Source organism: Limimaricola variabilis, from assembly GCF_014195545.1.
Taxonomy (GTDB): Bacteria; Pseudomonadota; Alphaproteobacteria; order Rhodobacterales; family Rhodobacteraceae; genus Limimaricola; species Limimaricola variabilis.
In genome coordinates this window covers 1-25,801 of record NZ_JACIBX010000004.1, presented here as the reverse complement: position 1 = coordinate 25,801, position 25,801 = coordinate 1, and the positions used below count along the sequence as shown (strand labels likewise).

The window sequence follows — 25,801 nt, the reverse complement described above, 5'->3', positions numbered from 1 at the left end:
TGTCCGTCCGCCCGCGCGCGTATGCAGGCCGTTGCAGGGGATGAAAGGACTACCATGGATCGCGCCACCCGTATCAACCGGACCATCGGCCAGGACATCGGCGCGAACGCCGCCCAGGTCGCCGCCGCGATCAAGCTGCTCGACGAGGGCGCGACCGTTCCCTTCATCGCGCGCTACCGCAAGGAAGCCACGGGCGGGCTCGACGACGCGCAGCTGCGCCTGCTGGCCGACCGCCTGGGCTATCTGCGCGAGCTCGACGACCGGCGTGACGCGATCCTCAAGTCGATCCGCGAGCAGGACAAGCTCACCGACGCGCTGGCACGCGCCATCGACGCCGCCGAGACCAAGACGCAGCTCGAGGACATCTACCTGCCCTTCAAGCCCAAGCGCCGGACCAAAGCGATGATCGCGCGCGAGAACGGGCTCGAGCCGCTGCGCGACGCGATCATGGCGGACCGTTCCAAGGACCCGGAGGCGCTCGCGAAAGCCTATCTGAGCGAAGCGGTGCCCGAGGTGCGGGAGGCGCTCAACGGTGCCCGCGACATCCTCACCGAGGAGCTGTCGGAGACCGCCGAGCTGTTGGGCGAGCTGCGGGACTACCTGCGCAAGGAGGCCATCGTCACCGCCAAGGTGGTCGCCGGCCAGGAGCAGGCGGGGGCCAAGTTCTCGGACTATTTCGACCATTCCGAGAAGTGGTCGACCATGCCGTCGCACCGCGCCCTGGCGCTGCTGCGCGCCATGAAGGAAGGCGTCATCCGCTTCGACATCGGCCCCGACAAGGAGGTCGGCGAACCCCGCTGCGAGTCCATGGTCGCGGCCCGGCTGCGCCCCTCGGGCGACGGGCCGGGCGATCGCTGGCTGCGCGAGGTGGCGAGCTGGGCCTGGCGGGTGAAGCTCTCGACCACGATGATGACCGAGCTCGTCGCCGAACTGCGGGCCCGCGCCCATGAGGAGGCGACCGCCGTCTTCGCGCGCAATCTCAAGGATCTCCTGCTCGCCGCACCTGCGGGCGCGCGGCCGACGCTCGGCCTCGACCCGGGCATCCGCACCGGGGTGAAGGCAGCGGTGATCGACGCGACCGGCAAGGTCCTGGCCACCGACACGCTCTATCCCTTCCAGCCGAAAAAGGACGTTCAAGGCGCGCAGGCCGCGATTCTGCGGCTGATCAAGGTGCATGGCATCGAACTCATCGCGATCGGCAACGGCACCGCCTCTCGCGAGACCGAGAAGCTGGTCACCGACACGCTCGCGCTGCTGCCCGGCGACGTGAAGAAACCGACCAAGGTGATCGTCAGCGAGGCGGGCGCCTCGGTCTATTCGGCCTCCGAGCTGGCCTCGAAGGAGTTCCCCGATCTCGACGTGTCGCTGCGCGGGGCGGTCTCCATCGCCCGGCGCCTGCAGGACCCGCTGGCCGAGCTGGTGAAGATCGAACCCAAGAGCATCGGCGTCGGCCAGTACCAGCACGACGTCGACCAGCGCCGCCTGTCGAAATCGCTCGAAGCGGTGGTCGAGGACGCGGTGAACGCCGTCGGTGTCGACCTCAACACCGCCTCCGCGCCGCTGCTGTCACATGTCTCCGGCCTGACCCCGGGGCTGGCGGAGTCGATCGTCGCGCATCGTGACGAGACCGGACCATTCACCACCCGCAAGGAGCTTCTGAAAGTCGCCCGCCTCGGGCCGCGCGCTTTCGAGCAATGCGCCGGCTTCCTGCGCATCCGCGATGGCAAGGAGCCGCTCGACGCCTCTGCCGTCCACCCCGAGGCTTATGACGTGGCGCGCCGGATCGTCGCCGATTGCGGCCGCGATCTGCGCAGCCTCCAGTCCAACCCGGAGGCGCTGCGCGGCGTGCGGGCCGAGGCCTATGCCGACGCGCATTTCGGCCTCCCGACGGTGCGCGACATCCTCGCCGAGCTTGAAAAGCCGGGCCGCGACCCGCGCCCGAGCTTCAAGACGGCGACATTCGCCGAGGGCGTGGAGGAGATCACCGACCTGCGCGAGGGCATGCGCCTCGAAGGCACCGTGACCAACGTCGCGGCCTTCGGCGCCTTCGTGGATATCGGCGTGCACCAGGACGGTCTCGTCCATGTCAGCCAGCTGGCGGACCGTTTCGTGAAGGACCCGCACGAGGTGGTGAAGGCCGGCGACGTGGTGCAGGTGCGCGTCACCGAGGTCGACGTGGCCCGCAAGCGCATCGGTCTGACGATGCGCAAGGATGGCGGCGCCTCGGCCAAGGAGGATCGCAACGCAAGGGGCGATCAGCGGCAGGAGCGGCGCAAGGACGCGCCGCGCAAGCCCGGCAAGCCGCTCCAGGGCGATGGTCGGAAGGGCGGCGCGGCCAAGGGCGCGGACCAGCCGGGCGCCCTCGGCTCGGCCCTGCTCGAGGCGATGAAGAAGCGCTGACGGCGCATGACGTGTCACGCGGGCCCGGCGGCGTCCCTGCCGGGCTTGCGGTGCGTGAGGGCCGGGGTTCCGAAACGCCCGCCTCCATGCTCGGCGTCATCGGTCGCCTCGGAGGGATGTCCTCGGCGTCCACGGACGCCGCGCGGCAATCCCGAGGGCGCGCCGTCCCGCTGGGGCGCCGCCGCTCGGGACGGTATCCCGCAAAGACCTAGCCGAGGATGTTCCAGCCGTGCTGGTTCCAGTCCTGCAGAGTGAGGTTCTCGAGCGTCAAGCTCCAATCGGTGCGTCCGTAGGAAAGGGTCAGCTCGCCATCCACCTCGCTGATATCGAGCTTGCGCAGCGAGACGCCGGTGATCTTGACGCCGTCGATGCCGATCTCGAGATCCTTGATGGTGTCGTGGCCCCCCTGTCGGACGTTGAAGTCGAAGCGATCCCGGCCCGCGCCGCCCTCATGCATGTCGTCGCCCCTGCCACCGACCAGCATGTCGTTGCCGGCGCCGCCATCGAGATAGTCGTCGCCGTTTCCGCCCATGAGCTTGTCCCGGCCCCTGCCGCCCTGCAGGTCGTCGCCGCCATCGCGGCCATAGAGCTTGTCGTTGCCATTGTCGCCGAAGATGAAGTCGCGCTCCCCGCCGCCCATGATCTTGTCATGGCCGTCGGTACCGACCATGCGGTTCATGGCGATGAAGACGTCCTTCTGCAGCGCCTCGACATCGGTGTTGCGCAGGATGACATCCGACAGCGTGGTGTCCCACAGGGCCGCCTTCTCGGCGTCGGAGAGATCCGCGCGGCCCTCGCTCCAATAGGGGTCGCCGTCGCGCAGCCGGGTGAACTGGTCGATCATGACGCGCGAGAATGTCTCGCCGAGAAGCCCACCATTGACCGGGTCCTCGGCGAGTCCGCCGACCCATGCATCGACATCGTCGGGATTGGCGTAGACAGACGCCAGCTTTGCGGCGAGGGCGGCATCGGAGGTGATCTCGGAGAAACTCGTCACCCGCGCGAGCCCGACGGCCTCGCGCAGGTCGTTGTAGCTCCCGATGCCGAGATCGCGGCCGCGCTGGATGTTGAGCGCGGCGAGATCGAAGCCACCGGCGCCGGGCGCGCCGAAGAGGAAGGAACGCACATCCTCGACGACCGCGTTGTCGAGCGCCTGGGCGGTCTGGGTGGCGGCGCCCCGCATGAGGTTCTCGATGACGTCCGGTTGGCTCATCATCGCGGGCTTGAAAAAGGCATCGCGTAGCGCGAGCGGCTGGTAGGCCGTGCCGTCCTCGCTCATCCGCTGCAGATTGGCCGAAAGCAGCGTGTGGCCGAGCCGGAACACGGCGGTGGAGAACTCGATCGTGATGCCGGGGTTCACCGTTTCGTCGTAGCCCCCATAGCCCCCGATCGCGTCCTTGCCGAGTAGCATGGGTAGGAAGGCGTTGTAGGTGATGGCCTGGATCGTCGCCTCGACCCGCGCGCGGGCCATGGCGAAGAGTTGGTCACCGGTCAGCGAGGAATCCGCCGCAAAGAGCTCGTCGACCACGCGGTTGTGCTCGCGGGCGAAAATGGTGTGCATCGACGACAGCGCCACGTTTTCGGCGGCGCGCACGTCGCCGGTCATGAAGCCATGACCGTCGCGCACCATGTTGCCCTCTTCGGTCAGGAGCAGCTTGCCGCCATCGGTGCGCAACTCGGCGAGCCGGGTCTCGTCCGAGCCGTAGATCATCGAGCCGTCGATATAGGCGGTGATTTCGTTGGTGTAGTGCCCGTCATGCGCTTCGACACGTGTGAAGGGGATCTCTGCGGTCCCATGGCCGGCGGGGTCGAAATGGGGGTCCCATTGTGGCACCGGGATATGGGCGGTCTCGCTGTGGCCCGGGCTGGTCAGAGACATGTCATGATCGATGAACTGGCCCCAGATCCACAGGAAGTCGGAGGCTCCCGCCGCGTTCGGGGTGTCGCCCTCCTGAACCGCGATGGCGTTCGAAATGGCCCGGGGGTTGGGGCGGCCGTAACTCGACATCGCGCCATAGGCGGCCGGGTCATAATACGGCATCCGCAGCAGGGCGGTGCCGGTGGCGCCCCAGTCGGGGTGGTCGGGATGGGTGTAGCGGCCATCGGCGGGACGCAGGAAGGGGTTCGGGGAAACGGGCATCTCAACCTCCAAAAACAATACAGGCTCGCCCGAAGCCGCAGGAGGGGGACCCATGGGGATAGGGTCTGGAGGCACAAAGCCGCCATCGGCCCTCTGAGGGGCCGGGATCATGCGATGGGACGAGTCTCGGGGACAGGTCCATATTAACACAATTTTTCGTGAGAAATTGGGCCGTGCTTGTAATGAATTCTCCTAGGAAGGAGAGCCCGAATCGGGATGGGACGCTGTTTGTTCCTGAAACCCGGCTGCGGCCGATTTCATGAGGTTTCGGAGGGGGTTCGGCGAAAGCGTGATGCGCGATTGTCCTATAGTTTGTTGTACTTGGCCTAGATCGATGTATTGGTCATATTCACGGTTCGTGATGTTCGGACGCAGTTCTTGTCACCCGTAACCAGCCGCTCCGAATAGGTTGCAGCGGTGCTGAGAAGATCGCCCGCAACGCTCTGCCACGGCATGGATTTCCTCGTTTCCGGTGCATTGCCTGCCGTTGAAATAGCGGCTGGGGGATCTCCGATTGAATTCCGGGGGTCGGTGCGCTTGCCTCGTAGGGGAAGTGGCAGGGAAGGGCGCGGCATGGTCGAAATTCGGAGCAGTTCCGGCAAGCGCCCCGAAGGGGATCTGGTGATCCGCACCATCGCCATGCCGGCGGACACCAACCCGGCGGGCGACATCTTCGGCGGCTGGCTGATGGCGCAGATGGACCTCGCTGCCGGCAATCTCGCGGCCGCCCGTTCGCGCGGGCGCAACGCCACCGTGGCGGTCGACGGCATGCAGTTCCTGCGCCCGGTCAAGGTCGGCGACGAGGTGACGCTCTATGCGCGGCTGCAATCGTCCGGCCGCAGCTCGATGAAGATCCGGGTCGAGGCCTGGGCGCGCAATCGCTTCTCCATGGAGAGCTTTCCGGTGACCGAAGCCGAGTTCGTCTTCGTCGCGCTCGACGCCGAAGGCCGCTCGCGCGCCCTGCCGGAGGACTGATGCGGACCATACGGCCCTCGGTTCCTGTCGGGCTTACCAGATCCTAACCGTGCTGCCGGCAGGAGCGCTCGCCGCGCGGCGCTTTGGTCACTCAACTTCAGGGCAGGGGAGATCGGCGCAGGCTCGGACACCTCATGACCGACCAGACCTGAGCGTCTCTGCGATGAAGAAATCGGGATGGGCCTGCGCGATCTTCGGGAGGTCCTCAAGCACCCCGCGGAGATGGGCCCGGAGCGCCGCCTCGGCGGCATCGGGATCATGCGCGGCGATCGCATCGACGATGGCGCAGTGCTGGCTGACCAGCCGGTCGACCGGAAACTTCGCCGCCGTGAGATGCCGCACACGGTCCATGTGCATCTTGATCGGCTGGAGATAGCTCCAGGCGTCGGCCCGGTCGGCGATCCGCGCGAGGGTGGCGTGGAACAGCTCGTCGAGTTCGACGAAGCTGCTGCCCGCATGCGACGCGATCTCTGTCTGCTGCGCCATCAGGCGCTTCAGCTCGGCCACGGCGTCTGCATCCGCGCGCTCCGCCGCCAGTCGCGCGATATCGGCTTCGATCGCCTCGCGAATGAAGCGCGAGGTCTCGACCTCTGCCAGGTCGATCTTGCGCACGAAGGTGCCGCGCTGAGGCCGGACCTCGACGAGCTTTTCCCCGGCCAGCCGAATGAACGCCTCGCGCACCGGCTGGCGCGACAGCCCGTAGGCGGTGGCGATGTCCTGCTCGGAGAGCCGCGTTCCCGGCGCCAGTTCACCGACGACGATGCGGTCACGCAGGCTCGTGATGAGCTGGAGGCCGACCGGGATCATGGCGTCGAGGGCAAAACGGCGGGGCTGGGTTTCTGGCATGGGCGCTCTCTTGTTCCGCCCCAAAGCTAACGTATACTACCATACTTGTAAACTTGCAGGCTGCAGACTACGGTCCATCGCATACCGAGGAGTGGATCATCATGCGGCAAACCTGGCGCTGGTTCGGACCGAAGGACGGGGTCGGCATCGATGACATGCTGCAGGCCGGGGTCGAAGGCGTCGTCTCGGCGCTGCACCACGTGCCGACTGGTGAGATCTGGACGCCGGAGCAGATCGCGCGGCGGCAGCGCGAGATCGCGACGCGCGCCGATGGCAGCCCATCCGGCCTCGCCTGGGAGGTGGTCGAGAGCCTGCCGGTATCCGAGGACATCAAGAAGCAGACCGGCGACTGGCGCGCGCATCTCGCGATCTACAAGCAGAGCATGGAGAACCTCGCCGCCGCCGGGATCGAGGTGATCTGCTACAACTTCATGCCGGTGCTGGACTGGACCCGCACCGATCTGGCCTACCGCGTCGCCCATGGCGGCACGGCGATGCGCTTCGACTTGCATGATTTCGCGGCCTTCGACATCCATATCCTGAAGCGGCCCGGCGCGGCGGAGAGCTTTCCCGCCGGCGTGGCCGAGATCGCGGCGGAGCGTTTCGCGCGGATGGATGACGCGGCGCGGCGGGCGCTCACGACCAATATCGTGTTCGGGTTGCCGGGCGCGGCGGAGCATTTCACGCTCGAGGATGTGCGGGGTCATCTGGCCGAATATGCCGACATGTCGGCCGAGAGGCTGCGCGGCCACCTCATCGATTTCCTGTCGGAAGTCGCGCCCGTGGCCGAGCGGCTGGGGCTCAGGCTCTGCTGCCACCCCGATGATCCGCCGTTTCCCCTCCTCGGTCTGCCGCGCGTGATGTCGACCGAGGCCGATTACCGCGCCGTGATCGAGGCCGTGAGGCTGCGCGCCAACGGCATCACGCTGTGCTCCGGCTCGCTCGGCGCGCGGGCCGACAACGACATCCCCGGCATGATGGCGCGGCTCGGCGACCGGGTGCATTTCCTGCACATGCGCAACGTGACCCGCGAAAGCGAAGGCACGCCTTGCTCGTTCCATGAGGCCGAGCATCTGGGCGGCGACACCGACATGGTGGCATTCATCGCGGCAGTGCTGCGCGAGGAAGCGCGGCGCCGGGCCGAGGGCCGCGCCGATGCCTCGATCCCGTTCCGGCCCGATCACGGGCAGGACATCCTCGACGACCTGAAGCGCCGCGCCCAGCCGGGATACCCGGCGATCGGACGGCTGAAGGGGCTGGCCGAGCTGCGCGGCGTCATGACCGCGCTCGACCATCCCGCGCATGGGCTGAAGCCATGACCGGGTTGGCCCGGTCCGGCGATCCGGCTCGACGCTGGCAGCGGACGGGTTGGATTTTCGCCCAATGATCTGCAAGCGTGGCGGCACGGCGTCATTCGGCGCCCAAGCCCGCCGCGCGACAGGAGGACCGGCCCGCATGAAATGCTTTCACGCCCCAGAGACCATGGATCACGACCCGGAGTTCCGCCTTACCCATGGGCGTGTCGCGCGCAACGCCGAACGGGCGGAGCGCGGGCGGCTCCTGCTCGCCGGGCTCGACCGGCTGGGGCTTGCGACGCAGGCGCCGCCTGCCTGCGCGGCGAGCGATCTGACGGCGGTGCACACGCCGGAATTCGTGGCCTTCCTCGAAACCGCCTGGACGGAATGGCAGGCACTGCCGAATGCCGGGCCCGAGGTTGTGCCCAACACCCATCCGCAAAAGCACCGCGCCAGCTATCCGCGCCATATCCTGGGGCGTGCGGGCTGGCACCTCGCCGATCCCTCCGCGCCGATCGGCGAACACAGCTGGATCGCCACGCGTCGCGCGGCCGATTGCGCCGTCGCCGCCGCGCAGGCGGTGCTGGACGGCGAACCCATGGCCTATGCGCTGTGCCGTCCCCCGGGGCATCATTCGGATGCCGACAGCGCTTCGGGGCATTGCCTCCTGAACAACGCGGCCATCGCCGCCGCCTATCTGCGCCGAAAGCACGACCGGGTCGCCATCCTCGACATCGACGTGCATCACGGCAATGGCACGCAGGCGATCTTCTACGACCGCGCCGACGTCCTGACGGTTTCGATCCACGCCGATCCGATGGATTACTACCCGTTCTTCAACGGCCATGCCCACGAGACGGGGCAGGGGGAAGGCGAGGGCTTCAACCTCAACCTCGTCCTTGCGCGCGACAGCGATGACGCGCCGTGGCACGAGGCCATCCGCCGCGGGCTCGACCGGATCGCCGAATTCGCCCCCGGCGCCATGGTGCTCTCGCTCGGCCTCGACGCGCATGAGAACGATCCGCTGCGCGGGTTGGCGGTGACGACCGAGGGCTTCCGCGTCGCGGGCCGGATGATCGCCGAAGCGGGCCTGCCTTTCGCGATGGTCCAAGAGGGCGGTTATCTTTCGGACGACCTCACCGACAACCTCGCGGCCTTCCTCGGTGGCGCGATGGAAGCGGCGGCTCCGGTTCGCACGACCTGACGAAGCGGGCAAGCGCCGCCTGAATGGCGGCCTCTCTGCCCGCGATTACCCCGGCCTCTTGGCGGATGGCATCGCCCCGCAAGGATTGCGGGGCGGGCCTTTCAGCGCGCCGTTTGAACTCCCCGGCCAGGTCACGCGATTTCAGCGGAGGAATTCCGGATTACGATCGCGAGCGACATGAGCCGTCGGGGCCCGGCACCCACTCAAAATTCATGCATGCCAATCCTGCCCGGATCGAGGCCCCCTCTCCTGCGTACACCGCTCGCATAGTCGTGACGTCACGGCCGACACACAGTGGTTGCCAATCATGTTTCGCCCTCCATATACCATCCATGTGGATGGCGCAGGGAAGTTGGAATGGCCAAGAGGGACAAGACCGCCGAGACCGAGAAGATCACCATAAATCTCGGCCCGGTCGATCTGGGTCGGATCGATCTTCTCGTGCAGGAGGGCTTCTTCACCAATCGGACCGACTTCATCCGGACCGCGATCCGCACCCAACTGGCGGCGCAGTCCAACGATATCGACCGCTCCGTTGCCCGGCACCAGCTAGAGATGGGTCTCTACGACTTTCTGCGTGCCGATCTCGAAGCACTGCGTGACCGCGGCGAAATGCTCCATATCCGCGTCGTCGGGCTGGCCCGCTTCGCCTCCGATATCGATCCCGATCTAGCGCGGCAGACCATCGCCTCGCTGACCGTTCTGGGCGCGCTTCAGGCGAGCCCTGCTCTCAAGACCGCCCTGGCGGACAGGATGACGTGATGCCCCGCAGGGGGCCGTGAAAGGACGAGCAGATGAGTTTCGATATGAGCGCCGCGATGAAGCGGGCGTTGGCGGCCGTGCGCGCGCAGGATCCGATGGGCGCCACCCGCGAGATACAGGCCGCGCTGAACGGGACCGCAGGGTCCGAACGGCCGGAACAATCGGCGACGACGCCCCCCCGCCTGCCGCGTGCCGCGAAATGGCGGCGCGATCCGCACGTCGAGGACGCGGAGATCGTCGGTGGCGAGGACGCGAGCGAAGGCGGCAAGGCCGAAACCTCCCCGGCCAACTCGCTGTTCGCACGGTTGAAAGCGCAGATGTCCGGCTGTGCCGATTGCGGCCCGCTTGGCGGCGCGCGGTCCGGATTGCCTACGGGTGCCTTCGCCGGGCTGCCGGGGCAGGGCCTGCCGAACGGAGTTGGCGTCTCGCCCGGCTCCACGGCGGTGCCGGAGATGCCCGAAGGGGCGCAGTTCCTGTCGCGCAGCCATAGCTGCGCCCAAGGTACACGCAACTACCGGCTCTACATTCCCTCCTGCGGCGCCGCGCAGGTGCAGGGCCTCGTGGTGATGCTGCATGGCTGCACCCAGACGCCGGAGGATTTCGCGCGGGGGACCGGCATGAACGCCGCCGCCGAGGCGGCCGGCTTCGCGGTCGCCTGGCCCGAGCAGACCCGCGAGCACAACATGATGGCGTGCTGGAACTGGTTCGAGGCAGGGCATCAGCGGGCCGCGCAGGGGGAGCCCGCGATCCTGGCCGGGCTGACGGAGGCGCTGCGCGCCGAGTTCGGGCTCGGGCCGAAGCGCTGCTTCGTGGCCGGGCTGTCGGCGGGCGGCGCGATGGCGGCGATCCTTGCCGAGACGCATCCCGCCCTCTTCGGGGCGATCGGGGTGCATTCCGGACTGCCCGCAGGTGCCGCGCAGGACATGGTGTCGGCCTTCTCCGCGATGCGCGGGCAGGGCTCGGCGGGACGTGCCGCCGCTGCCACGGGGCCGCGGCTGATCGTCATCCATGGCGACTCCGACCGCACGGTCGATATCTCCAACGCGCAGCGAATCCTCGGATCGCAGGGCGAGGACGCCGCCCCGGTCGAAGACGCGTCGGCGCGCCCCTATCGCCGCAGGCTCCACAAGGACACGGAGGGCCGGGTCCGGGCCGAGAGCTGGATCGTGGCAGGCGGGGGCCATGCCTGGTCCGGCGGAAGCTCCGCCGGCACCTATACCGACCCGCAGGGGCCCGACGCCTCAAAGGCCATGATCCGGTTCTTCCTTCAAGACGACTGAGCGAAAACCGGCGGAGGTCGGAGGGCGCGGCGGTGCAACGGCATCCCGCGTCCTTCGACTGCCACGCCGACATGGCCCTCACCCTGAAAGACCGGCATTTCATCGCAGCCCGATTTCGAAACAGTCGGGACGCGCAGCCTTTCCCCGACCGCTTCGGCGGGGCGCGATTCCGGCAAATTCGTTGCGTGGCCGATCAGGCCGCGGGCAAAGGGCAGTGCCGCGCGCACTTCCGCCTCTCGGACGGGAATTGCCTTCTCAATCCTGGGCGCGGTGCGGAACACATGGTCTTTCCGGCAAGGCGCGCGAAGACGGCTTTCCCTTTTCTCGGGCCCCTCCTCCCGCCGGTCGCTTGGCCGGGCTAAGTCACTGCCACACCAGCGCGAGGCCCCGAAATGAAGACCGCAATCACCACCCTTTTCGCCGCCAGCCTGGCAGCAGCCCCCGTGCTGGCGCAGGACACCGAGATCGAGATCGGCTACATGCCGATCCTGCCGGTGTCGCAGCTCTTCGTGGCGCTGGAGAATGGCGCTCTCGACGAGGCCGGGCTCTCCACCGATCTGGTCGAGTTCCAGAACGGCCCGGCCATGGTGCAGGCGCTGCTCGCCGGACAGCTCGACGTTGCCTATCTCGGCATCGGTCCCGCCATGGTGGCGCGCGGCCGCGGCGCCGACATCAAGGTCGTCGCCTCCAACATCGTCGAGCAGATCTCGCTCGTCGCCCTGCCGCCGCTGGCGGCGGATTTCGAGGGCAACGACGCCGCGGCGGCCTTCGAAGCCTTTGCCGCGCGGGAAGGCCGTAAGCCGGTGATCTCCACCTTCCCGACCGGCTCGGTGCCAGAGACCGTGCTGCAATACTGGCTGCGCGAAGAGGCCGGGATCGATCCCGACCTGATCGAGATCATCCATCAGGGCACAGCGCAGGTGCAGCAGGCGCTGCTGACCGGGGCCGTGGACGGCGCCGCGATCCTCGAGCCGGTCGTCTCGACGACGCTGGCCCGCGTCGAGGGCGCGGTGGTGGTGGCGGCCGGGGCGGAGATGTTCCCCGACCAGCCGGGCGCGGTGCTTGCGGTGCGCGAGGGGCTTCTCGAGCAGTCGCCCGAGGCGGTCGAGGCCCTCGTCGCGGCCCATATCGCCGCGACCGAGCAGCTTGCCAACAATCCCGCGGAAACCGCGCCGATGGTGGCCAAGCATGTCGGCGGCGGCCGTCTCGACCCGGCCGTGGTCGAGGCCGCGATCACCCGCTCCTCGGACCAGTTCGTCGCTGATCCGAACCGCATCGTCGAGGGCACCCGCGCGATGCATGACTTCCAGATCGAGCTCGGCACGCTGGCGCAGCCGGTCGATCTCGACGCGCTGTTCGACCTCGACGTCTTCGAGCGCGCAGCCGCACGATGAGCACCGCCGCGCCGCGCGGGATGCGGCGGGCCGTGTATGGCGCCGCCGGTCTCGTCGCCTTCATCGCGCTGTGGAAGGCGGCGGGCAGCTTCGGCTGGACCTCGCCCGGCACCATGCCCGATCCGTTCCTCGTGCCGGCCGCGATCCGGGACGAGATCGCCTCGGGGCGGCTGATGCCCGCGATCGGCTCCTCGCTGATCCACTATGTCTGGGGGCTGACCCTCGGGTCGGTGCTGGGCGTGGCTGTCGGCCTCGCCACCGCCACCATGCCATGGCTCGACGCCGCGCATGCCTGGCTGGCGCGGATCCTGCGGCCGATCCCGCCGCTGGCCTGGGTGGTCTTTGCCATCGCCTGGTTCAAGGTGAGCCATGCGGGCGCGGCCTTCGTGATCTCGATCGGCGTGTTCTGGGTGAACTACTTCGCCACCTATGCCGCCGTGCGCAACGTCGACCCGCGCTACCACGAACTGGCCCGCGCCTTCGGCCAGAGCGCCTATTTCAAGCGGCACCGCTCGGTGACCCTGCCCGCCGCCTCGCCGGGCATCCTGTCGGGGCTGCGCACCGGCGTCGGCCAGGCCTGGATGACGCTGATCGCGGCCGAGCTTCTGGGCGTGCCCGGCATGGGCCAGGAAATGAACGCCGCCGCCGGCGTCGGTGCCTATGAGGCGGTGGTGGTCTACATGCTGGCAATCTCGGTGGTCTACACGCTCTCCGACGCGCTGTTTTCGCTGATCGAGGGGAGGCTGCTCGCATGGCGCCCGTCCTGACCGCGCGCGGGCTCACCCTGCGTTTCCCCGGCGCCGAGAGGCCGACGCTCGAGAACTTCGATCTCGACATCGAAAAGGGCGGCTTCGTCTCGCTGGTCGGCGGCTCTGGCGTCGGAAAGTCGACGCTGCTGCGCGCCATCGCCGGGCTGCTGCCCCCCGATGCCGGTACCATCGATCTCACCAGCCCCGAGCGGCCCGGCCAGCGCCGGCGCGCCATCGTGTTCCAGGATGGCCGGTTGCTGCCGTGGCGCACGCTTCGGCGCAACGTCGAATACGGGCTCGAAGGGCTCTCGCTCACCGCGAAGGAACGCCGCGAGCGGGTCGACGAGGTGCTGCAACTGACCCGGATGGAGCATCTTGCCGACCGCTACCCGCACCAACTCTCCGGCGGGCAGGTGCAGCGCGGCGGCATCGCCCGCGCCTTGGTGGTGCGCCCCGACGTGTTGCTGATGGACGAGCCCTTCTCGGCCGTGGACGCGCTGACGCGCGGCGCGCTGCAGGACGAGTTGCTGCGGATCTGGTCGGCCTCCGGTGCTGCGATCCTGTTCGTGACGCATGACATCGCCGAGGCGGCCCTGCTCAGCGAGCGCGTCATCGTCCTTTCCGGCCAGCCCGCCCGCATCGCCCTCGACCGCCGCGTCACGCTGCCGCTGCAGGATCGCCGCGAAGATCCGGGCTTCGTGCCGCTCGTCACCGACATCCAGGAGGCCCTGTGACATGGTCCTGCGACTGCTGATCCACGCCCCCACCCCGGCCGCGCTCGCGCGGGCCCGATCCAACGCCCGCAACCTGCTGCGCGCCGATCCCACCGCCGAGGTCGAGATCGTGGCCAATGCCGGTGCCGTGCCCGCCGCGCTCGACTCCGGCGAGCTGGAGCCGCCGCTCCTGCTTTGCGGCAATACGCTGGCCGCGCAGGATCTCACCGCTCCGCAATCGGCGCGGATCGTTCCCGCCGCCGTGCTGCACATCGCGACGCGGCAGCACGACGGCTGGGCATACATGCGGGCCTGAGGTTTCGGCATCGCACGGCCCCGCGCCTCGAGGCGGGGGGCCGGTGCGGTGAAACGGCGCCGCCTGCCTGACCCTATCCGGCCGGTTTGGGCGGCTGCGCGAATGGGCTGCCGGTCAGTGGATGCAGCGGGATGATGCAGGCCTGCAGCGCGTGGTAGAGATCCGGCTTGCCGAAGAACGGGTCCGAGGACGGGCGACCATCGGCATCGATCTGCGGGTGCCAGCCGCCATGTTCGCGGTCGATCAGGTGCAACGCGGCGAAGTCCCAGAAACGCCGGTACCACTTCTCGTAGGCGGGATCGCCGTCGAGTTCGGAGAGCGCATGAGCCGCGCCGATGCCCTCGCAGACCGGCCACCAGTAGCGCTCGGAAATGGCGGGGCGGTCGTCCCAGCCCAGCGTGTAGTAGAGCCCGCCCTTTTCCCGGTCCCAGCCATCCGTCACCGCGCGATCGAACAGGGCGCGCGCCGCCTCGGGCGCCCAGTCGAGCCTGCGGCCACCGGTTTCGTAGAGTTGCACCAGAAGCCGCGCCCATTCGAGCGAATGGCCCGGCGTCAGCCCGGCGGGGCGGAACATCGGATCGCCGTCATAGCCGTGATCGACGCTCCAATCGGCGTGGAAGTGCTCGGCCAGCCGCCAACCATTCTCGCGCGCGCGGCGGTTGACGATCAGCTCGGCGATCCGCTCGGCCATGCGCAGATGCTCCGCGTCGCCGGTGGCCTCGAAGGCGGCCATCAGGGCCTCGGTCAGGTGCATGTTGCAGTTCTGGCCGCGATAGGGCTCGATCTCGCGCCACTCGGCGTCGAAGCCCTCGCGGATCGCGCCGGCGTCCTCCTCCCAGAACCTGTCCCGGATCACCCGGGTCACGTCATCCAGCAGCCCCTGCGCATCCGGGTGCCCGGCCTTCTTCGCGCTGGCGGCGGCGAGCAGGACAAAGGCGTGGCCGTAGCCCGTCAGGCGCGGGTCGGGCACGTCCCGAGAGGTGACGCCCCAGGCATATCCACCATTCGGCTGGCGGTGCCGTTCGCGCAGGAAGCGCAGGCCGTGATCGACGATCGTCATCGCCCCGGGGCGGCCCATCTGCGCGGCGAGGGCATAGCAATGCACCATGCGCGTGGTGACGTGGATCTCGCGCAGGCTCTCCTCGCGGATGGCGCGGCCTTGCGCGTCGAGTGGAAAGAAGCCGCCCTCGGGGTCGATGCTCTCGGTCTCGAACAGGCGCAGCAGATCATCCGCTTCGCGGGCGAGCCATTGGCGGTGGTCGGGCCGGTCGGTCCAGCGGGGGGCGAGTGTCATGACGGCGTCTCCGGAAAGGTCATCGGGGCAGGGGCGGCGCGGTGGTGTCGCGCAGGACCAGCGAGGCATCGAGATCCTGGTGAACGGGGGCGGCGGCGGGGTCGGCCAGCCGCGCGAGAAGCCGCTCGGCCAGGTGCTGGCCGAGCTCGTAAGGCGCGATCGAAAGGGTGGTGAGCGCCGGGGTGGCCAGCGCCGCGTCGGCGACGTCGTCGAAGCCGATCACCGAAACCTCCCCCCCCGGCGTTTCGCCGCGCCGGTGCAGTCCGAGGCAGGCGCCGAGCGCGACCATGTCGCCGTTACACACGATCGCCGTAACCTCCGGATGCGCATTGCGCAGCTCCAGCATGGCGGCGAGGCCACCGGCCTTGCTGTCCTCGCAGGGAAGCACCAAGGGCGCGCCGAGGTCATGCGCCGCGAGGGCCGCGGCATAGCCCGCGATCCGCTCGGCGCGTGGGGCGCGCGGCGAGGTGCCGCCGAGATAGGCGATGCGGCGATGGCCAAGCTCGACCAAGTGGTCGACCGCGCGACCGAGCGCCGCCGCGTTGCGCAGCCCGACATGGTCGAAGCGCTCCGCGACCCGGTGCAGGAAGGTGACCACCGGCAGGCGCTGCGCCACGAGCAGGTCAAGAGTGGCGGCGTCGGTGCCGCTTGCCGGGACCCAGATCAGACCGCCGCGCATGCTGGCGATCAGGGCGCGCAGGTTGCGGCCCTCCCGCGCCGCATCGTCGCGGGAATCGAGCACCGAGACGAGGTGGTCGGCCCGCTCCAGCCGGTCGCTCACCCCGCTGACGACCTCGGCGTTGAACGGGTTGGCGAGGTGATGCAGCACCAGCCCGATCTCGCGGTTCTCGCCGGAGCGCAGCGCGGCGGCGCGTCCGTCGGGGAGGTAGTTCACCTCCTGTACCGCCGCGAGCACCTTGTCCCGCGTCTGCGGCGATATCCGTCCCGTGCCGCGCAGCACCTGGCTGACCGTGGCGGTCGAGACACCGGCTGCGGCGGCGACGGTGCTGAGCTTGGGTCTGTGCGCCATGTTCCGTGTTCCGCCCGCGCAGCTAGTGCTTTCCAGCCACGTGATACAACGTTATACCTCGGCCGCGCAACGTCTGTCTGCCGAAACGGCGTCGCAATCGATCCCGTCGGCGAGGAGGACACCGCATGACAACCGTTCCACAGCCCACCAATGATCCGCGCGTCTTTCTCGAAGCGCTGTTCGCCGCCGCCGTCGCGCGGGCCGATCCGATGGAGGTGATGGCCGACCACCTGCCGCCGCGGCCCGAGGGGCGGTTGCTGGTGATTGGGGCGGGCAAGGCCAGCGCCCGCATGGCCGAGGCGGTGGAGGCGGTCTATGGCCCTTGCGAGGGGCTGGTCCTGACGCGCTATGGCTATGCGCGGCCCTGCATGGGCATCGAGATCGTCGAGGCGGCGCATCCGGTGCCGGACCGGGCCGGGCTCGAAGCCACGAAGCGGCTCCTCGACATGCTGGCGGGGCTGGGGCCCGAGGATCACGTGCTAGCGCTGATCTCGGGCGGTGGCTCTGCGCTGCTTTGCGCGCCGCCCGAGGGAATGACGCTGGAGGACAAGCAGGCTGTGAACGAGGCGCTGCTGGCATCGGGTGCGCCGATCTCGGCGATGAACGTGGTGCGCAAGCAGCTGAGCCGCGTGAAGGGCGGACGGCTCGGCGCGGCCTGCTACCCGGCGCGGCTCATGACGCTGGTGATTTCGGACGTCCCCGGCGACGACCCGTCGGAGATTGCCTCCGGGCCCACCGTTGCCGACATCAGCAGGCCCGAGCAGGCGCTCCACATCATCGAGCGCTGGAACATCGCCGTGCCGGATTCGGCGCGCGCGGCGCTGGCGGCCGGGACCGACCCTGTGCGGCCCGGCGATCCCCGGCTGGCCCGCTCCGAGACCCGGACCGTCGCCGCGCCGTCGCAATCGCTCGAGGCGGCGGCCGCTTTGGCGCGCCAGGCGGGCTGCGAGGTCCGGATGTTGGGCGACGCGCTGGAAGGAGAAGCGCGCGACCTCGCGCGGGAACAGGTACGCATGGCGCGCGGGATCGCGGATGCGATGACGTCGGACAGCGCGCCGGTTCTGCTCCTGTCGGGCGGCGAATGCACGGTGACCCGCCGCGGCAAGGGACGGGGCGGCCCGAATGCCGAGTTCGCGCTGGCCGCAGCGATCGCCCTGGAGGGCGATCCACGGATCCATGTTCTGGCCTGCGACACTGATGGGGTCGACGGCGCGGACGAAGTGGCCGGGGCCTGCGTCGGGCCTGACAGCCTGGCCAAGGCGGGACGGGAGGCGGCGGAAGCCGCGCTCACGGACAACGACGCGCATCGCTTCTTTGCCCGCGTGAACGCGCAGGTCGTGACCGGGCCGACCTTGACCAACGTCAATGATTTCAGGGCCTTGCTCATCCTTCCTCAAGGCTGAGGCACAGGGCCTCAAAGAAACCACAAGGATCGGCAGTTCACGACTGCCGGTCTTTTTATGCGGCGCTGCAGCGTCGAAATTTCCCTGCTTTAACGAAATACCAATTGCCGAAACCGGTTTCGGAGCCGAGCTTCGAATCAAGGGAGATTCGAAGTGACCAAGGCAATCCAAGATCGCGGGGAGGGCGAGGCGCAGCCGGGGCGGGTGACGATCACCGCGCTCTCGGCGGCACTGGGGCTCAGCAAGAGCACCGTGAGCCGTGCGCTGAACGGCTATCCCGACATCTCGGAGCGGACCCGTCTGAGGGTGCGCCGGGGCGCCGAAACCATGGGCTACCGCCCGCTCAGCCACGCGCAGGCGATCCGGACCGGCCGGGTGCGGGCGCTCGGGCTGGTGGTGCAGATCGGCGATCACGACGCACAACGCCCGTTCCTCGCGGATTTCCTCGCCGGCATCTCCGTGGCCGCCAGCGCCGAGGGCTGGACCCTCACCGTGGCCACGGCCGACAGCGAAGCCGACGCGGTCCGCACCATGGAGCAGCTGGTCGAGGACCGGAAGGCCGACGGCTTCATCCTGCCGCGCACCCTGTCGCATGACGCCCGCGTGGCGCTGCTGCGCGCACGGGGCGTGCCATTCGTGATGTTCGGCCGCACCGCCGATCCCGAGGGCTGCGCCTGGTTCGACATCCTCGGCGAGGCGGCGATGCGCGACGCGGTGCTGCATCTCGCCGGTCTCGGCCACCGGCGGATCGCCTTCGTCAATGGCGGCACTGCCTACAACTACAGCCGCCTGCGCCTTCAGGGCTACCGCGACGGCCTCGATGCGGCCGGGCTGCCGGAGGATCCGGAGCTGATCCGCGGCGGTGCGCTCAACACCGATGACGGCGCGCGGGAAACGCGCGCTCTGCTGGCGCTGCCGCAGCCGCCCACGGCAGTGGTATTCGCGGTCGACCACGCGGCCTTGGGCCTCTACCGGGCCTGCGCCGAACGGGGGCTCGCGGTAGGCCGCGACGTCTCGGTGATCAGCTATGACGGCGTGCCGGACGGCGCCCATGTGCAACCGCCGCTGTCTTCCTTCACGGTCGACACCCGCGCGGCGGGACACCGGCTCGCGGAACTGCTGATCGACCGCATCCGCGGCGCCGCCCCCGAGACCCTGCGCGAGACCGCCCGCGCCGCTTTCGCGGATCGCGGATCGGCCGGTCCGCCACGGCTGAGTTCCGAGGCGCTGTCGAAGCGCCTCGCCACCGAAACCACATGATTTTCACCAAGGGAGGAGACATCATGACCTACAAGACCCGCCTGATGGCAGGTGCCGCGCTGATCGCGCTGAGCGCCGGGGCCGCGCAGGCCGAGAACCTGCGCTTCTGGACCACCGAGGAGCAGCCCGAGCGGCTCGCCGCCCAGCAGGAGCTGGCGGCCGAGTTCGAGGCGGCTTCGGGCCATTCGGTCGAAGTGATCCCGGTCACCGAGAGCGATCTGGGCACCCGCGCCACCGCGGCCTATGCGGCGGGCGACCTGCCGGACGTGATCTATCACACGTTGCAATACGCGCTGCCCTGGGCCGAGGCCGGCATCCTCGACATCGATGCCGCGACCGACGTGATCGAGAACCTCGGTGCGGACACCTTCGCGCCCGGCGCGCTCGAGATGGCGGCGCTGGAAGGCGGCGGCTATGCCAGCGTGCCGGTCGATGGCTGGACCCAGATGATCATCTACCGCAAGGACCTGTTCGAGGAAGCCGGGCTCGAAGCGCCGACCTCCTTCGACGCGGTCCGCACCGCGATCGAGGCGCTGCACAACCCGCCCGAGATGTACGGCTTCGTCGCCGCCACCAAGGTCGACGAGAACTTCATGAGCCAGGTGCTCGAGCACGTCTTCCTCGCCAACGGCGTCTCGCCGGTCGGCCCCGACGGCTTCCAGCCGCTCGACGAGCAGAAGACCACCGAGGTGCTGGAGTTCTACAAGGCGATCGCCGAAGCCTCGCCGCCGGGCGAGCTCTACTGGGACCAGTCGCGCTCGCTCTACTTCTCCGGCGATGCGGCGATGATCATCTGGTCGCCCTTCATCCTCGACGAGCTTGCCGGCCTGCGCGACAGCAACCCGCCGACCATCAACGACGATCCGACCTCGCCCGAGCTGGCCTCGAAGACCGGCATCGTCACCAACTTCTCCGGCCCCTCGAATCCCGAGGGCGCGGCCTGGGCCGACATCCGCTATTTCGGCATCACCAACGACGCCTCGACCGACGCGGCGATGGAGTTCGTCGAGTTCTCGATGAACGAGGGTTACACCAAGACGCTGTCGATCGCGCCCGAGGGCAAGTTCCCGGTGCGGCGCGGCACCGCCGAGAACCCGGAGGAGTTCTCGGAATCCTGGGCCGCCCTTCCGATGGGCGTCGATCGCAAGAAGCCGATGTCCGAGCTCTACGACCAGGAGATGATCGACGAGATCGTCGGCGGCCTCGACGTGGCCAAGCGCTGGGGCGTCGAGGAGGGGCAGCTGGCGCTGGCCTCCAAGATGATCAACTCGCAGGCCATCAACCGCGTGGTGCGTCAGTACATCGATGGCCAGATCGACGCACCGGCCGCCATCGAGGCGATGAACGACGAGTTGGCCGCGATCCAGTGATCGCGGCCTGGCGGCCCTGCGCGTTCCTCCCCGCGCGGGGCCGCCCGCAAATCCCCATTTTCCATCCGCCATCCGCGAGGACCGGACCATGACCGCCCAGACCCCACGAAGTGGGCCAGTGCCGCTCGGCCAGAGCGCCGAGACGAGCCGGCCCGCCGCGCGCCCCCCAAAGGGCCGCAACCCGCTCGAGCGCCGCGAGGCACGTCTTGCCTGGGGGCTCCTGCTGCCCACCGTCACCGCCGTGACCCTCGTGGTCGTGCTGCCGCTGCTGGCGATCTTCTGGATCAGCGTGAAGCCTGTCGGCCTCGCCGATCTGCGCCCGCCGACCCCGGTGGTCAGCGAGGATCTGCGCGGCCGCCCCGAAGCGGTGGGCGACGACGCCACGCTGCGCTACCGGCTGCGCAACTCGAGCCAGGATCAGGTGATCACCGGCGTGGTCCTCACCGACACCCTGCCCGAGGGGCTGGAGATCGGCGATCTCGACCCGCGCTGCGCGCTCGACGGGCTGGCCCTGACCTGCGAGCTCGGCGATTTCGAGGGCGGCCACCGCGAAACCATCGAGATCCCGGTCACCATCGGTCAGGGCTTTGCCGATGCCGGGATGGAGCTGCCCGACAGCCCGCCGGGCCTCACCGGCCAGGCCCCCAACGTGTTGACCTCCGGCAATTTCACCTTCGAGAACTTCGCCCGCGTCTTCGACGGCTCCGAGTTCTGGGGCGTGCTGTGGGTGACGCTGGTCTACACCGTCTTCGGCACCATTGGCGCGCTGCTCTTCGGTCTCTTCGCGGCGCTGCTGCTGGACAAGTCGTTCCGGGGGCAGGGGGTGCTGCGCGGCCTCTACCTCTTTCCCTATGTCGCGCCGGTGATCGCCGTGGCCTTCACCTGGATCATCCTGTTCGACCCGTTCTCTGGCTCGGCCAACGCGCTGCTGATCCAGATGGGCGTGACGACCGAGGCGATCAACTTCTTCGGCCAGCGGCCCTTGGCGCTGATCATGGTGATCCTGTTCGAGGTCTGGCGCTACTTCCCGCTCTCGTTCCTCTTCATCCTCGCCCGGATGCAGTCGATCGACACCGACATGTACGAGGCCGCCGACATGGACGGGGCCAGCCCGTTCCAGCAGTTCTGGTACCTGTCGATGCCGCAGCTTCTGGGCATCCTGTCGGTGCTGTTCCTGCTGCGCTTCATCTGGACCTTCAACAAGTTCGACGACATCTTCCTGCTCACTGGCGGCAATGCCGGCACCCGGACCCTCACCGTCAACGTCTATGAACAGGCTTTCGCCGTCTCCAACATCGGGGCGGGCGCGGCCGTGGCCGTGGTGATCTTCGGCTGCTTGCTGGTGTTCAGCTTCCTGTTCTTCCGCTTCATCAGCCAGGAGGAGGGGCTATGAGCATGTTCCGTCACGGATATGTCGCGGGGCCGCTCTTGGGCCTTCTCTGGGCGCTGGTCATCGCCACCACCACCGCCGTCGTCTTCTCCTTCGCCACGGGCGGCGCCTACCGCCCCGGCGGCATCGGCGCGGGACTTCTCGGGGCCGGTCTCGGCACCCTCGCCGTGGCGATGCCGCGGCTGGCCGGGCCGGTGGGCCTCGCCCTCGGCGCCATCCTCGCCGTCACGCCGGTGGCGGCGGTGGTCACCGGGCCGGACGTCGCGCTCTGGACCGCGCTGCTGGCGGGCGGCGTTGCCGGTGCCGCCATTGGCTGGCCGATCGCGGCGATGATGCAGGGCTGCCGCCCCGGCGCGCTCACCCGGCACGAATTCGAGGCCGCGGTGATCCGCTTCCTGAACGGCTTCGGCTACATCTTCTTCACCGCCATCGTCGCCATCCCCTTCTACGTGATGGTGATGACCTCGCTGAAGAACCAGTCCGAGCTGATCCAGAACCCGCTCGACTTCTCGATCGACCTGTCCAAGGGCTGGGGGCTGTTTCGCAGCTATGCCGAGCTGTTCGGCCAGTTCAACTTCGGCAGCTACCTGTGGACCTCGTTCCTGGTCTCGGTGCTCACCGTGATCATCACGCTGATCTTCGCCATCCCCGGCGCCTACGCGGTGGCGCGGCTGCGCTTCGCGGGACGGGCGATGATCTCACGCTCGATCCTGCTGATCTACATGGTGCCGATGATCGTGCTGGCGCTGCCGATCTACATCGCCTTCTCGATGCTGGGCCTGCGCAACTCGATCTTCGGCATCGTCCTGATCTACCCGGTCACCACGATCCCGGTCGCGCTCTACATGCTGCAGGGCTACTTCCGCGGGCTACCGGCCGAGATCGAGGAGGCCGGTCTCATGGACGGGCTGTCGCGGCTCAAGGTGATCTGGCAGATCACCCTGCCGCTGTCGATGCCGGCGCTGGCGAGCGTGTCGCTCTACGTCTTCATGATCGCGTGGAACGAGTTCCTGCTGGCCTTCATGCTGCTCGACGACCCGTCGAAATTCACGCTCACCCGCGGCATCGCCGCCCTCAACTCCTCCGAGATCCCGCGCCAGCACCTGATGGCGGGCTCCGTGATCGCCACCGTGCCGATCATGGCGCTGTTCCTCGGGCTCGAACGCTTCATGACCAAAGGCCTCACCGCAGGCTCCGTCAAAGGATGACTTCCATGACCAACCCCCGCATTTCGCCCGCCCTCGATGAGCAGGCCCGCGCGATCCTGCGCGGCAACGACCGCGGCGGCTACACCGTGCCGACCGACGGGCTCTATCCCTACCAGTGGAACTGGGACAGCGCCTTTGCCGCCTGGGGCTTCGCGACCTTCGACCTCGACCGGGCCTGGACCGAACTCGACACGCTGTTCTCGGCCCAATGGGACGACGGCATGGTGCCGCACATCATCTTCCACAAGCCCGATCCGGGCTACTTCCCCGGTCCCGATGTCTGGGGCACGGGCAAGTCGCCCGAAACCTCCGGCATCAGCCAGCCGCCCGTGGCCGCGACCATGGCCCGGCTGATCCTCGACATAGACGCGCAGGCGGGCCGCGACCGCATCGCGGCGCTCTACCCGAAAATGCTCGCCTGGCACCGTTGGTGGCGCGACTACCGTTGCGGCTCGGGCGTGGTCGCGATCACCCATCCCTGGGAATCCGGGCGCGACAACTGCCCCGACTGGGACATCGGGATGAGAAATGTCGACGGCTCGAATGTCGGCGAATACACCCGCCGCGACACCGGCCATGTCGACCCGTCCATGCGTCCCGGCAAGGCCGACTACGACCGCTACATCGCCATGGTGCAGTTCGGTCGCGAATGTGGCTGGGACCAGGCCGAGATCGTGAAGAACGGCCCGTTCCTGATGGCCGATCCGGGCATCACCTTCATCCTGCTGCGCGCGCATGACGACCTCGCCGCCATGGGCCGCACGCTCGGCCACGACGTGAGCGAGATCGAGGGCTGGGCCGCCGATCTGCGCGCCGCCGTGCCGTCGATCTGGAACGCGGAGACGCGTGGATACGACGCGCGCGACCTCAAGACCGGGCGCTTTTCGGGGCGGATCGGCTCGGCCGCCTTCCTCGCCTATCTCGCGGGCGTCGAAAGCCCTGAGCTGGACGTCCGCATGACCGAGCTGTGGGACGCGGTGCGCTACGGCTTTCCCTCGGCCGATCCGGCCTCGGCCGACTTCGACCCGCGCCGCTACTGGCGTGGGCCCTCTTGGCCGGTGGTCAACGCGCTGATGGCGATCGGGCTGAAGGACCGCGGCCACCACGCGGCCGCCGAGCGGCTGCGCCGCGAGACCGCGGAGCTGATCGAGGCGCACGGCTTCTTCGAATATTTCGATCCGATCGACGGCACGCCCTGCGGCGGCGATGCCTTCACCTGGACGGCGGCGATCTGGCTCACCTGGGCGGGATTGGCGGCCGACACGAAAGGAGGTGCGTGATGGCATCCATCGAGCTCAAGGACGTCGAGAAGTGGTTCGGCGAGGTGCAGGTCATCAAGGGTGTCGACCTCGCCATCGAGGAGGGCGAATTCGTCATCTTCGTCGGGCCGTCGGGCTGCGGCAAGTCCACGCTCCTGCGGATGATCGCCGGGCTCGAGGGCACCTCGCGTGGGCAGATCATGGTCGGCGATCGCGACGCCACCGCCGAGCCGCCCTCCAAGCGCGGCCTCGCCATGGTCTTCCAATCCTACGCGCTCTACCCGCACATGTCGGTGGCCGAGAACATGGGCTTCTCGCTCAAGGCCGCCGGCGTGAAGCCGGCCGAGCGGGAGCGGCAGGTGGCGGAGGCCGCGCGCGCGCTCCGGCTCGAGGAGTATCTCGACCGGCGGCCCCGCGACCTCTCGGGCGGCCAGCGCCAGCGCGTCGCCATCGGCCGCTCGATCGTGCGCGAGCCGACGGCGTTCCTCTTCGACGAGCCGCTGTCGAACCTCGACGCCTCGCTGCGCGTCGAGATGCGCTACGAGATCGCCAAGCTGCACCAGACGCTGAAATCGACGATGATCTATGTCACCCATGACCAGATCGAGGCGATGACCCTGGCCGATCGGATCGTCGTGCTGTCGGCGGGGCAGATTGCGCAGGTCGGCACGCCCAAGGAGCTCTACGAGCATCCTGCCAACCTCTTCGTCGCGCAGTTCATCGGCAGCCCCAAGATGAACGTGCTGCCCTGCCGCACCGCGCGTGGCGAATGGCAGCTCGAAGGCGGGCGCGGAGGTATGTTTACCGGCGCGACGGAGGCGGTGACGCTCGGCATTCGGCCCGAGCACATCGAAATGCTGCCCGAGGGGCAGGGGGCCTGCGACGGCACGGTGGACCTGCTCGAATATCTCGGCGCCGACACCAACGTGATCGTCGATTGCGGCGGCACCCTGGGCAAGGTGACGGTGCGGGTCATCGGCGGCACGACGCTCGTCCCCGGCGACCGGGTCGGCCTCGGCTTCGACACGTCGCAGCTCCATTTCTTCGATGCTCAGGAGCAAAGCGTCAGGTCAGCCTGAGGCTTCGGCCCGGAAGCCCGCGCTTGGGAATTCATAAGGAGACGCAATGCTGCAGGGAAACAGGTCCTGCCACGCCTTTTTCCGATCGAGCCTCTTATTGGTGGGTAACTCTCGGCCCTTGCGAGGGCCGGGAGGCGGTGCATGCATGCGATGCCGAACTGGGTTTCCGGGGACCCGGAATATGTGGCAGGCGAAGGAAGCCACGCATCCAACCCCTCGGGCATGGAGGGTGCATTAGCGCGTCGGGGAACGTAATGAGGTCTGAGCCTGAGCGGCGCACACAGCTTCATTAGATGTTGCAACCAAGCAGAATTGTCACCGGCTCTGCAAAGCAGAAGTGTGGTGAGCGATACTTGAACCGCGACTCCGCGGTGGTTGGAGGGTAGGGCGCTCACGTCCTCTTCTCCAGCATCTTGGCCCGGAACACCTCGGCG

Annotated in this window: 21 protein-coding genes; 17 read left to right on the top strand and 4 right to left on the bottom strand. The window is 68.5% G+C overall.

Going from position 1 to position 25,801, the window contains the following annotated elements; genetic code table 11:
- Window positions 1–54 precede the first annotated feature (54 nt).
- A complete protein-coding gene (locus FHS00_RS07050) occupies window positions 55–2,400 on the top strand; it encodes a Tex family protein (RefSeq protein WP_183471268.1) in 2,346 nt (781 codons plus the stop codon).
- Window positions 2,401–2,608: 208 nt separating this feature from the next.
- On the opposite strand, the gene FHS00_RS07045 is transcribed toward FHS00_RS07050, so the two are convergent.
- Entirely contained in the window at window positions 2,609–4,540 is a 1,932-nt protein-coding gene (locus tag FHS00_RS07045; protein ID WP_183471266.1) for a peroxidase family protein, read from the bottom strand.
- Between the two features lie 573 nt (window positions 4,541–5,113).
- Between FHS00_RS07045 and FHS00_RS07040 the strand changes: the two genes are divergently transcribed.
- Window positions 5,114–5,515, top strand: coding sequence for an acyl-CoA thioesterase (locus tag FHS00_RS07040; RefSeq protein ID WP_183471264.1), 402 nt, complete (start codon window positions 5,114–5,116; stop codon window positions 5,513–5,515).
- Between the two features lie 132 nt (window positions 5,516–5,647).
- Here FHS00_RS07040 and FHS00_RS07035 read toward each other — a convergent pair whose 3' ends face one another.
- Complete coding sequence (locus tag FHS00_RS07035; protein ID WP_221188752.1) at window positions 5,648–6,361, bottom strand: GntR family transcriptional regulator; 714 nt, start codon at window positions 6,359–6,361, stop codon at window positions 5,648–5,650.
- 101 nt (window positions 6,362–6,462) lie between these two features.
- Here FHS00_RS07035 and uxuA point away from each other — a divergent pair, with 101 nt between their 5' ends.
- The 8 genes from uxuA (at window position 6,463) to FHS00_RS06995 (ending at window position 14,074) form a co-directional block, all read left to right on the top strand.
- The gene (gene uxuA, locus FHS00_RS07030) at window positions 6,463–7,680 is read left to right on the top strand and encodes a mannonate dehydratase (RefSeq protein WP_183471262.1); all 1,218 of its coding nucleotides are present in this window, start codon (window positions 6,463–6,465) and stop codon (window positions 7,678–7,680) included.
- 136 nt (window positions 7,681–7,816) lie between these two features.
- A complete protein-coding gene (locus FHS00_RS07025) occupies window positions 7,817–8,860 on the top strand; it encodes a histone deacetylase family protein (RefSeq protein WP_183471260.1) in 1,044 nt (347 codons plus the stop codon).
- Between the two features lie 357 nt (window positions 8,861–9,217).
- A complete protein-coding gene (locus FHS00_RS07020; protein ID WP_183471258.1) occupies window positions 9,218–9,622 on the top strand; it encodes a CopG family transcriptional regulator in 405 nt (134 codons plus the stop codon).
- A 32-nt stretch (window positions 9,623–9,654) separates the two neighbouring features.
- A complete protein-coding gene (locus FHS00_RS07015; protein WP_183471256.1) occupies window positions 9,655–10,902 on the top strand; it encodes an extracellular catalytic domain type 1 short-chain-length polyhydroxyalkanoate depolymerase in 1,248 nt (415 codons plus the stop codon).
- Between the two features lie 392 nt (window positions 10,903–11,294).
- A complete protein-coding gene (locus tag FHS00_RS07010; RefSeq protein WP_183471254.1) occupies window positions 11,295–12,296 on the top strand; it encodes an ABC transporter substrate-binding protein in 1,002 nt (333 codons plus the stop codon).
- The gene (locus FHS00_RS07005; protein WP_221188751.1) at window positions 12,293–13,063 is read left to right on the top strand and encodes an ABC transporter permease; all 771 of its coding nucleotides are present in this window, start codon (window positions 12,293–12,295) and stop codon (window positions 13,061–13,063) included. The genes FHS00_RS07010 and FHS00_RS07005 overlap by 4 nt, the downstream gene beginning before the upstream one ends.
- On the top strand, window positions 13,048–13,779 hold the full coding sequence (locus FHS00_RS07000) for an ABC transporter ATP-binding protein (RefSeq protein ID WP_183471252.1): 732 nt from the start codon (window positions 13,048–13,050) through the stop codon (window positions 13,777–13,779). The genes FHS00_RS07005 and FHS00_RS07000 overlap by 16 nt, the downstream gene beginning before the upstream one ends.
- Window position 13,780: 1 nt before the next feature.
- Window positions 13,781–14,074 carry a DsrE family protein gene (locus FHS00_RS06995; RefSeq protein WP_183471250.1) on the top strand — a complete coding sequence of 98 codons (294 nt, stop codon included), beginning with the start codon at window positions 13,781–13,783 and terminating at the stop codon, window positions 14,072–14,074.
- A 73-nt stretch (window positions 14,075–14,147) separates the two neighbouring features.
- Here the strand turns inward: FHS00_RS06995 and FHS00_RS06990 are convergent, their stop codons facing one another.
- Window positions 14,148–15,368 carry an AGE family epimerase/isomerase gene (locus FHS00_RS06990; RefSeq protein WP_183471248.1) on the bottom strand — a complete coding sequence of 407 codons (1,221 nt, stop codon included), beginning with the start codon at window positions 15,366–15,368 and terminating at the stop codon, window positions 14,148–14,150.
- A 19-nt stretch (window positions 15,369–15,387) separates the two neighbouring features.
- Complete coding sequence (locus FHS00_RS06985) at window positions 15,388–16,398, bottom strand: LacI family DNA-binding transcriptional regulator (RefSeq protein ID WP_183471246.1); 1,011 nt, start codon at window positions 16,396–16,398, stop codon at window positions 15,388–15,390.
- Window positions 16,399–16,523: 125 nt separating this feature from the next.
- Between FHS00_RS06985 and FHS00_RS06980 the strand changes: the two genes are divergently transcribed.
- The 7 genes from FHS00_RS06980 to FHS00_RS06950 all read left to right on the top strand — a co-directional run bounded on the left by FHS00_RS06980 (window position 16,524) and on the right by FHS00_RS06950 (window position 25,367).
- On the top strand, window positions 16,524–17,801 hold the full coding sequence (locus FHS00_RS06980; RefSeq protein WP_183471244.1) for a glycerate kinase type-2 family protein: 1,278 nt from the start codon (window positions 16,524–16,526) through the stop codon (window positions 17,799–17,801).
- A 153-nt stretch (window positions 17,802–17,954) separates the two neighbouring features.
- Complete coding sequence (locus tag FHS00_RS06975; RefSeq protein WP_343064588.1) at window positions 17,955–19,061, top strand: LacI family DNA-binding transcriptional regulator; 1,107 nt, start codon at window positions 17,955–17,957, stop codon at window positions 19,059–19,061.
- Between the two features lie 23 nt (window positions 19,062–19,084).
- Entirely contained in the window at window positions 19,085–20,431 is a 1,347-nt protein-coding gene (locus FHS00_RS06970) for an ABC transporter substrate-binding protein (RefSeq protein ID WP_183471242.1), read from the top strand.
- Between the two features lie 88 nt (window positions 20,432–20,519).
- Window positions 20,520–21,824, top strand: a complete 1,305-nt coding sequence (locus tag FHS00_RS06965) for a sugar ABC transporter permease (protein ID WP_221188750.1) — start codon at window positions 20,520–20,522, stop codon at window positions 21,822–21,824.
- Window positions 21,821–23,029, top strand: coding sequence for a carbohydrate ABC transporter permease (locus FHS00_RS06960; protein ID WP_183471240.1), 1,209 nt, complete (start codon window positions 21,821–21,823; stop codon window positions 23,027–23,029). The genes FHS00_RS06965 and FHS00_RS06960 overlap by 4 nt, the downstream gene beginning before the upstream one ends.
- A gap of 5 nt (window positions 23,030–23,034) precedes the next feature.
- Complete coding sequence (locus FHS00_RS06955) at window positions 23,035–24,309, top strand: MGH1-like glycoside hydrolase domain-containing protein (protein WP_183471238.1); 1,275 nt, start codon at window positions 23,035–23,037, stop codon at window positions 24,307–24,309.
- Window positions 24,309–25,367, top strand: a complete 1,059-nt coding sequence (locus FHS00_RS06950; RefSeq protein WP_183471236.1) for an ABC transporter ATP-binding protein — start codon at window positions 24,309–24,311, stop codon at window positions 25,365–25,367. Before FHS00_RS06955 ends, FHS00_RS06950 begins: the two co-directional genes overlap by 1 nt.
- Window positions 25,368–25,801: the final 434 nt, after the last annotated feature.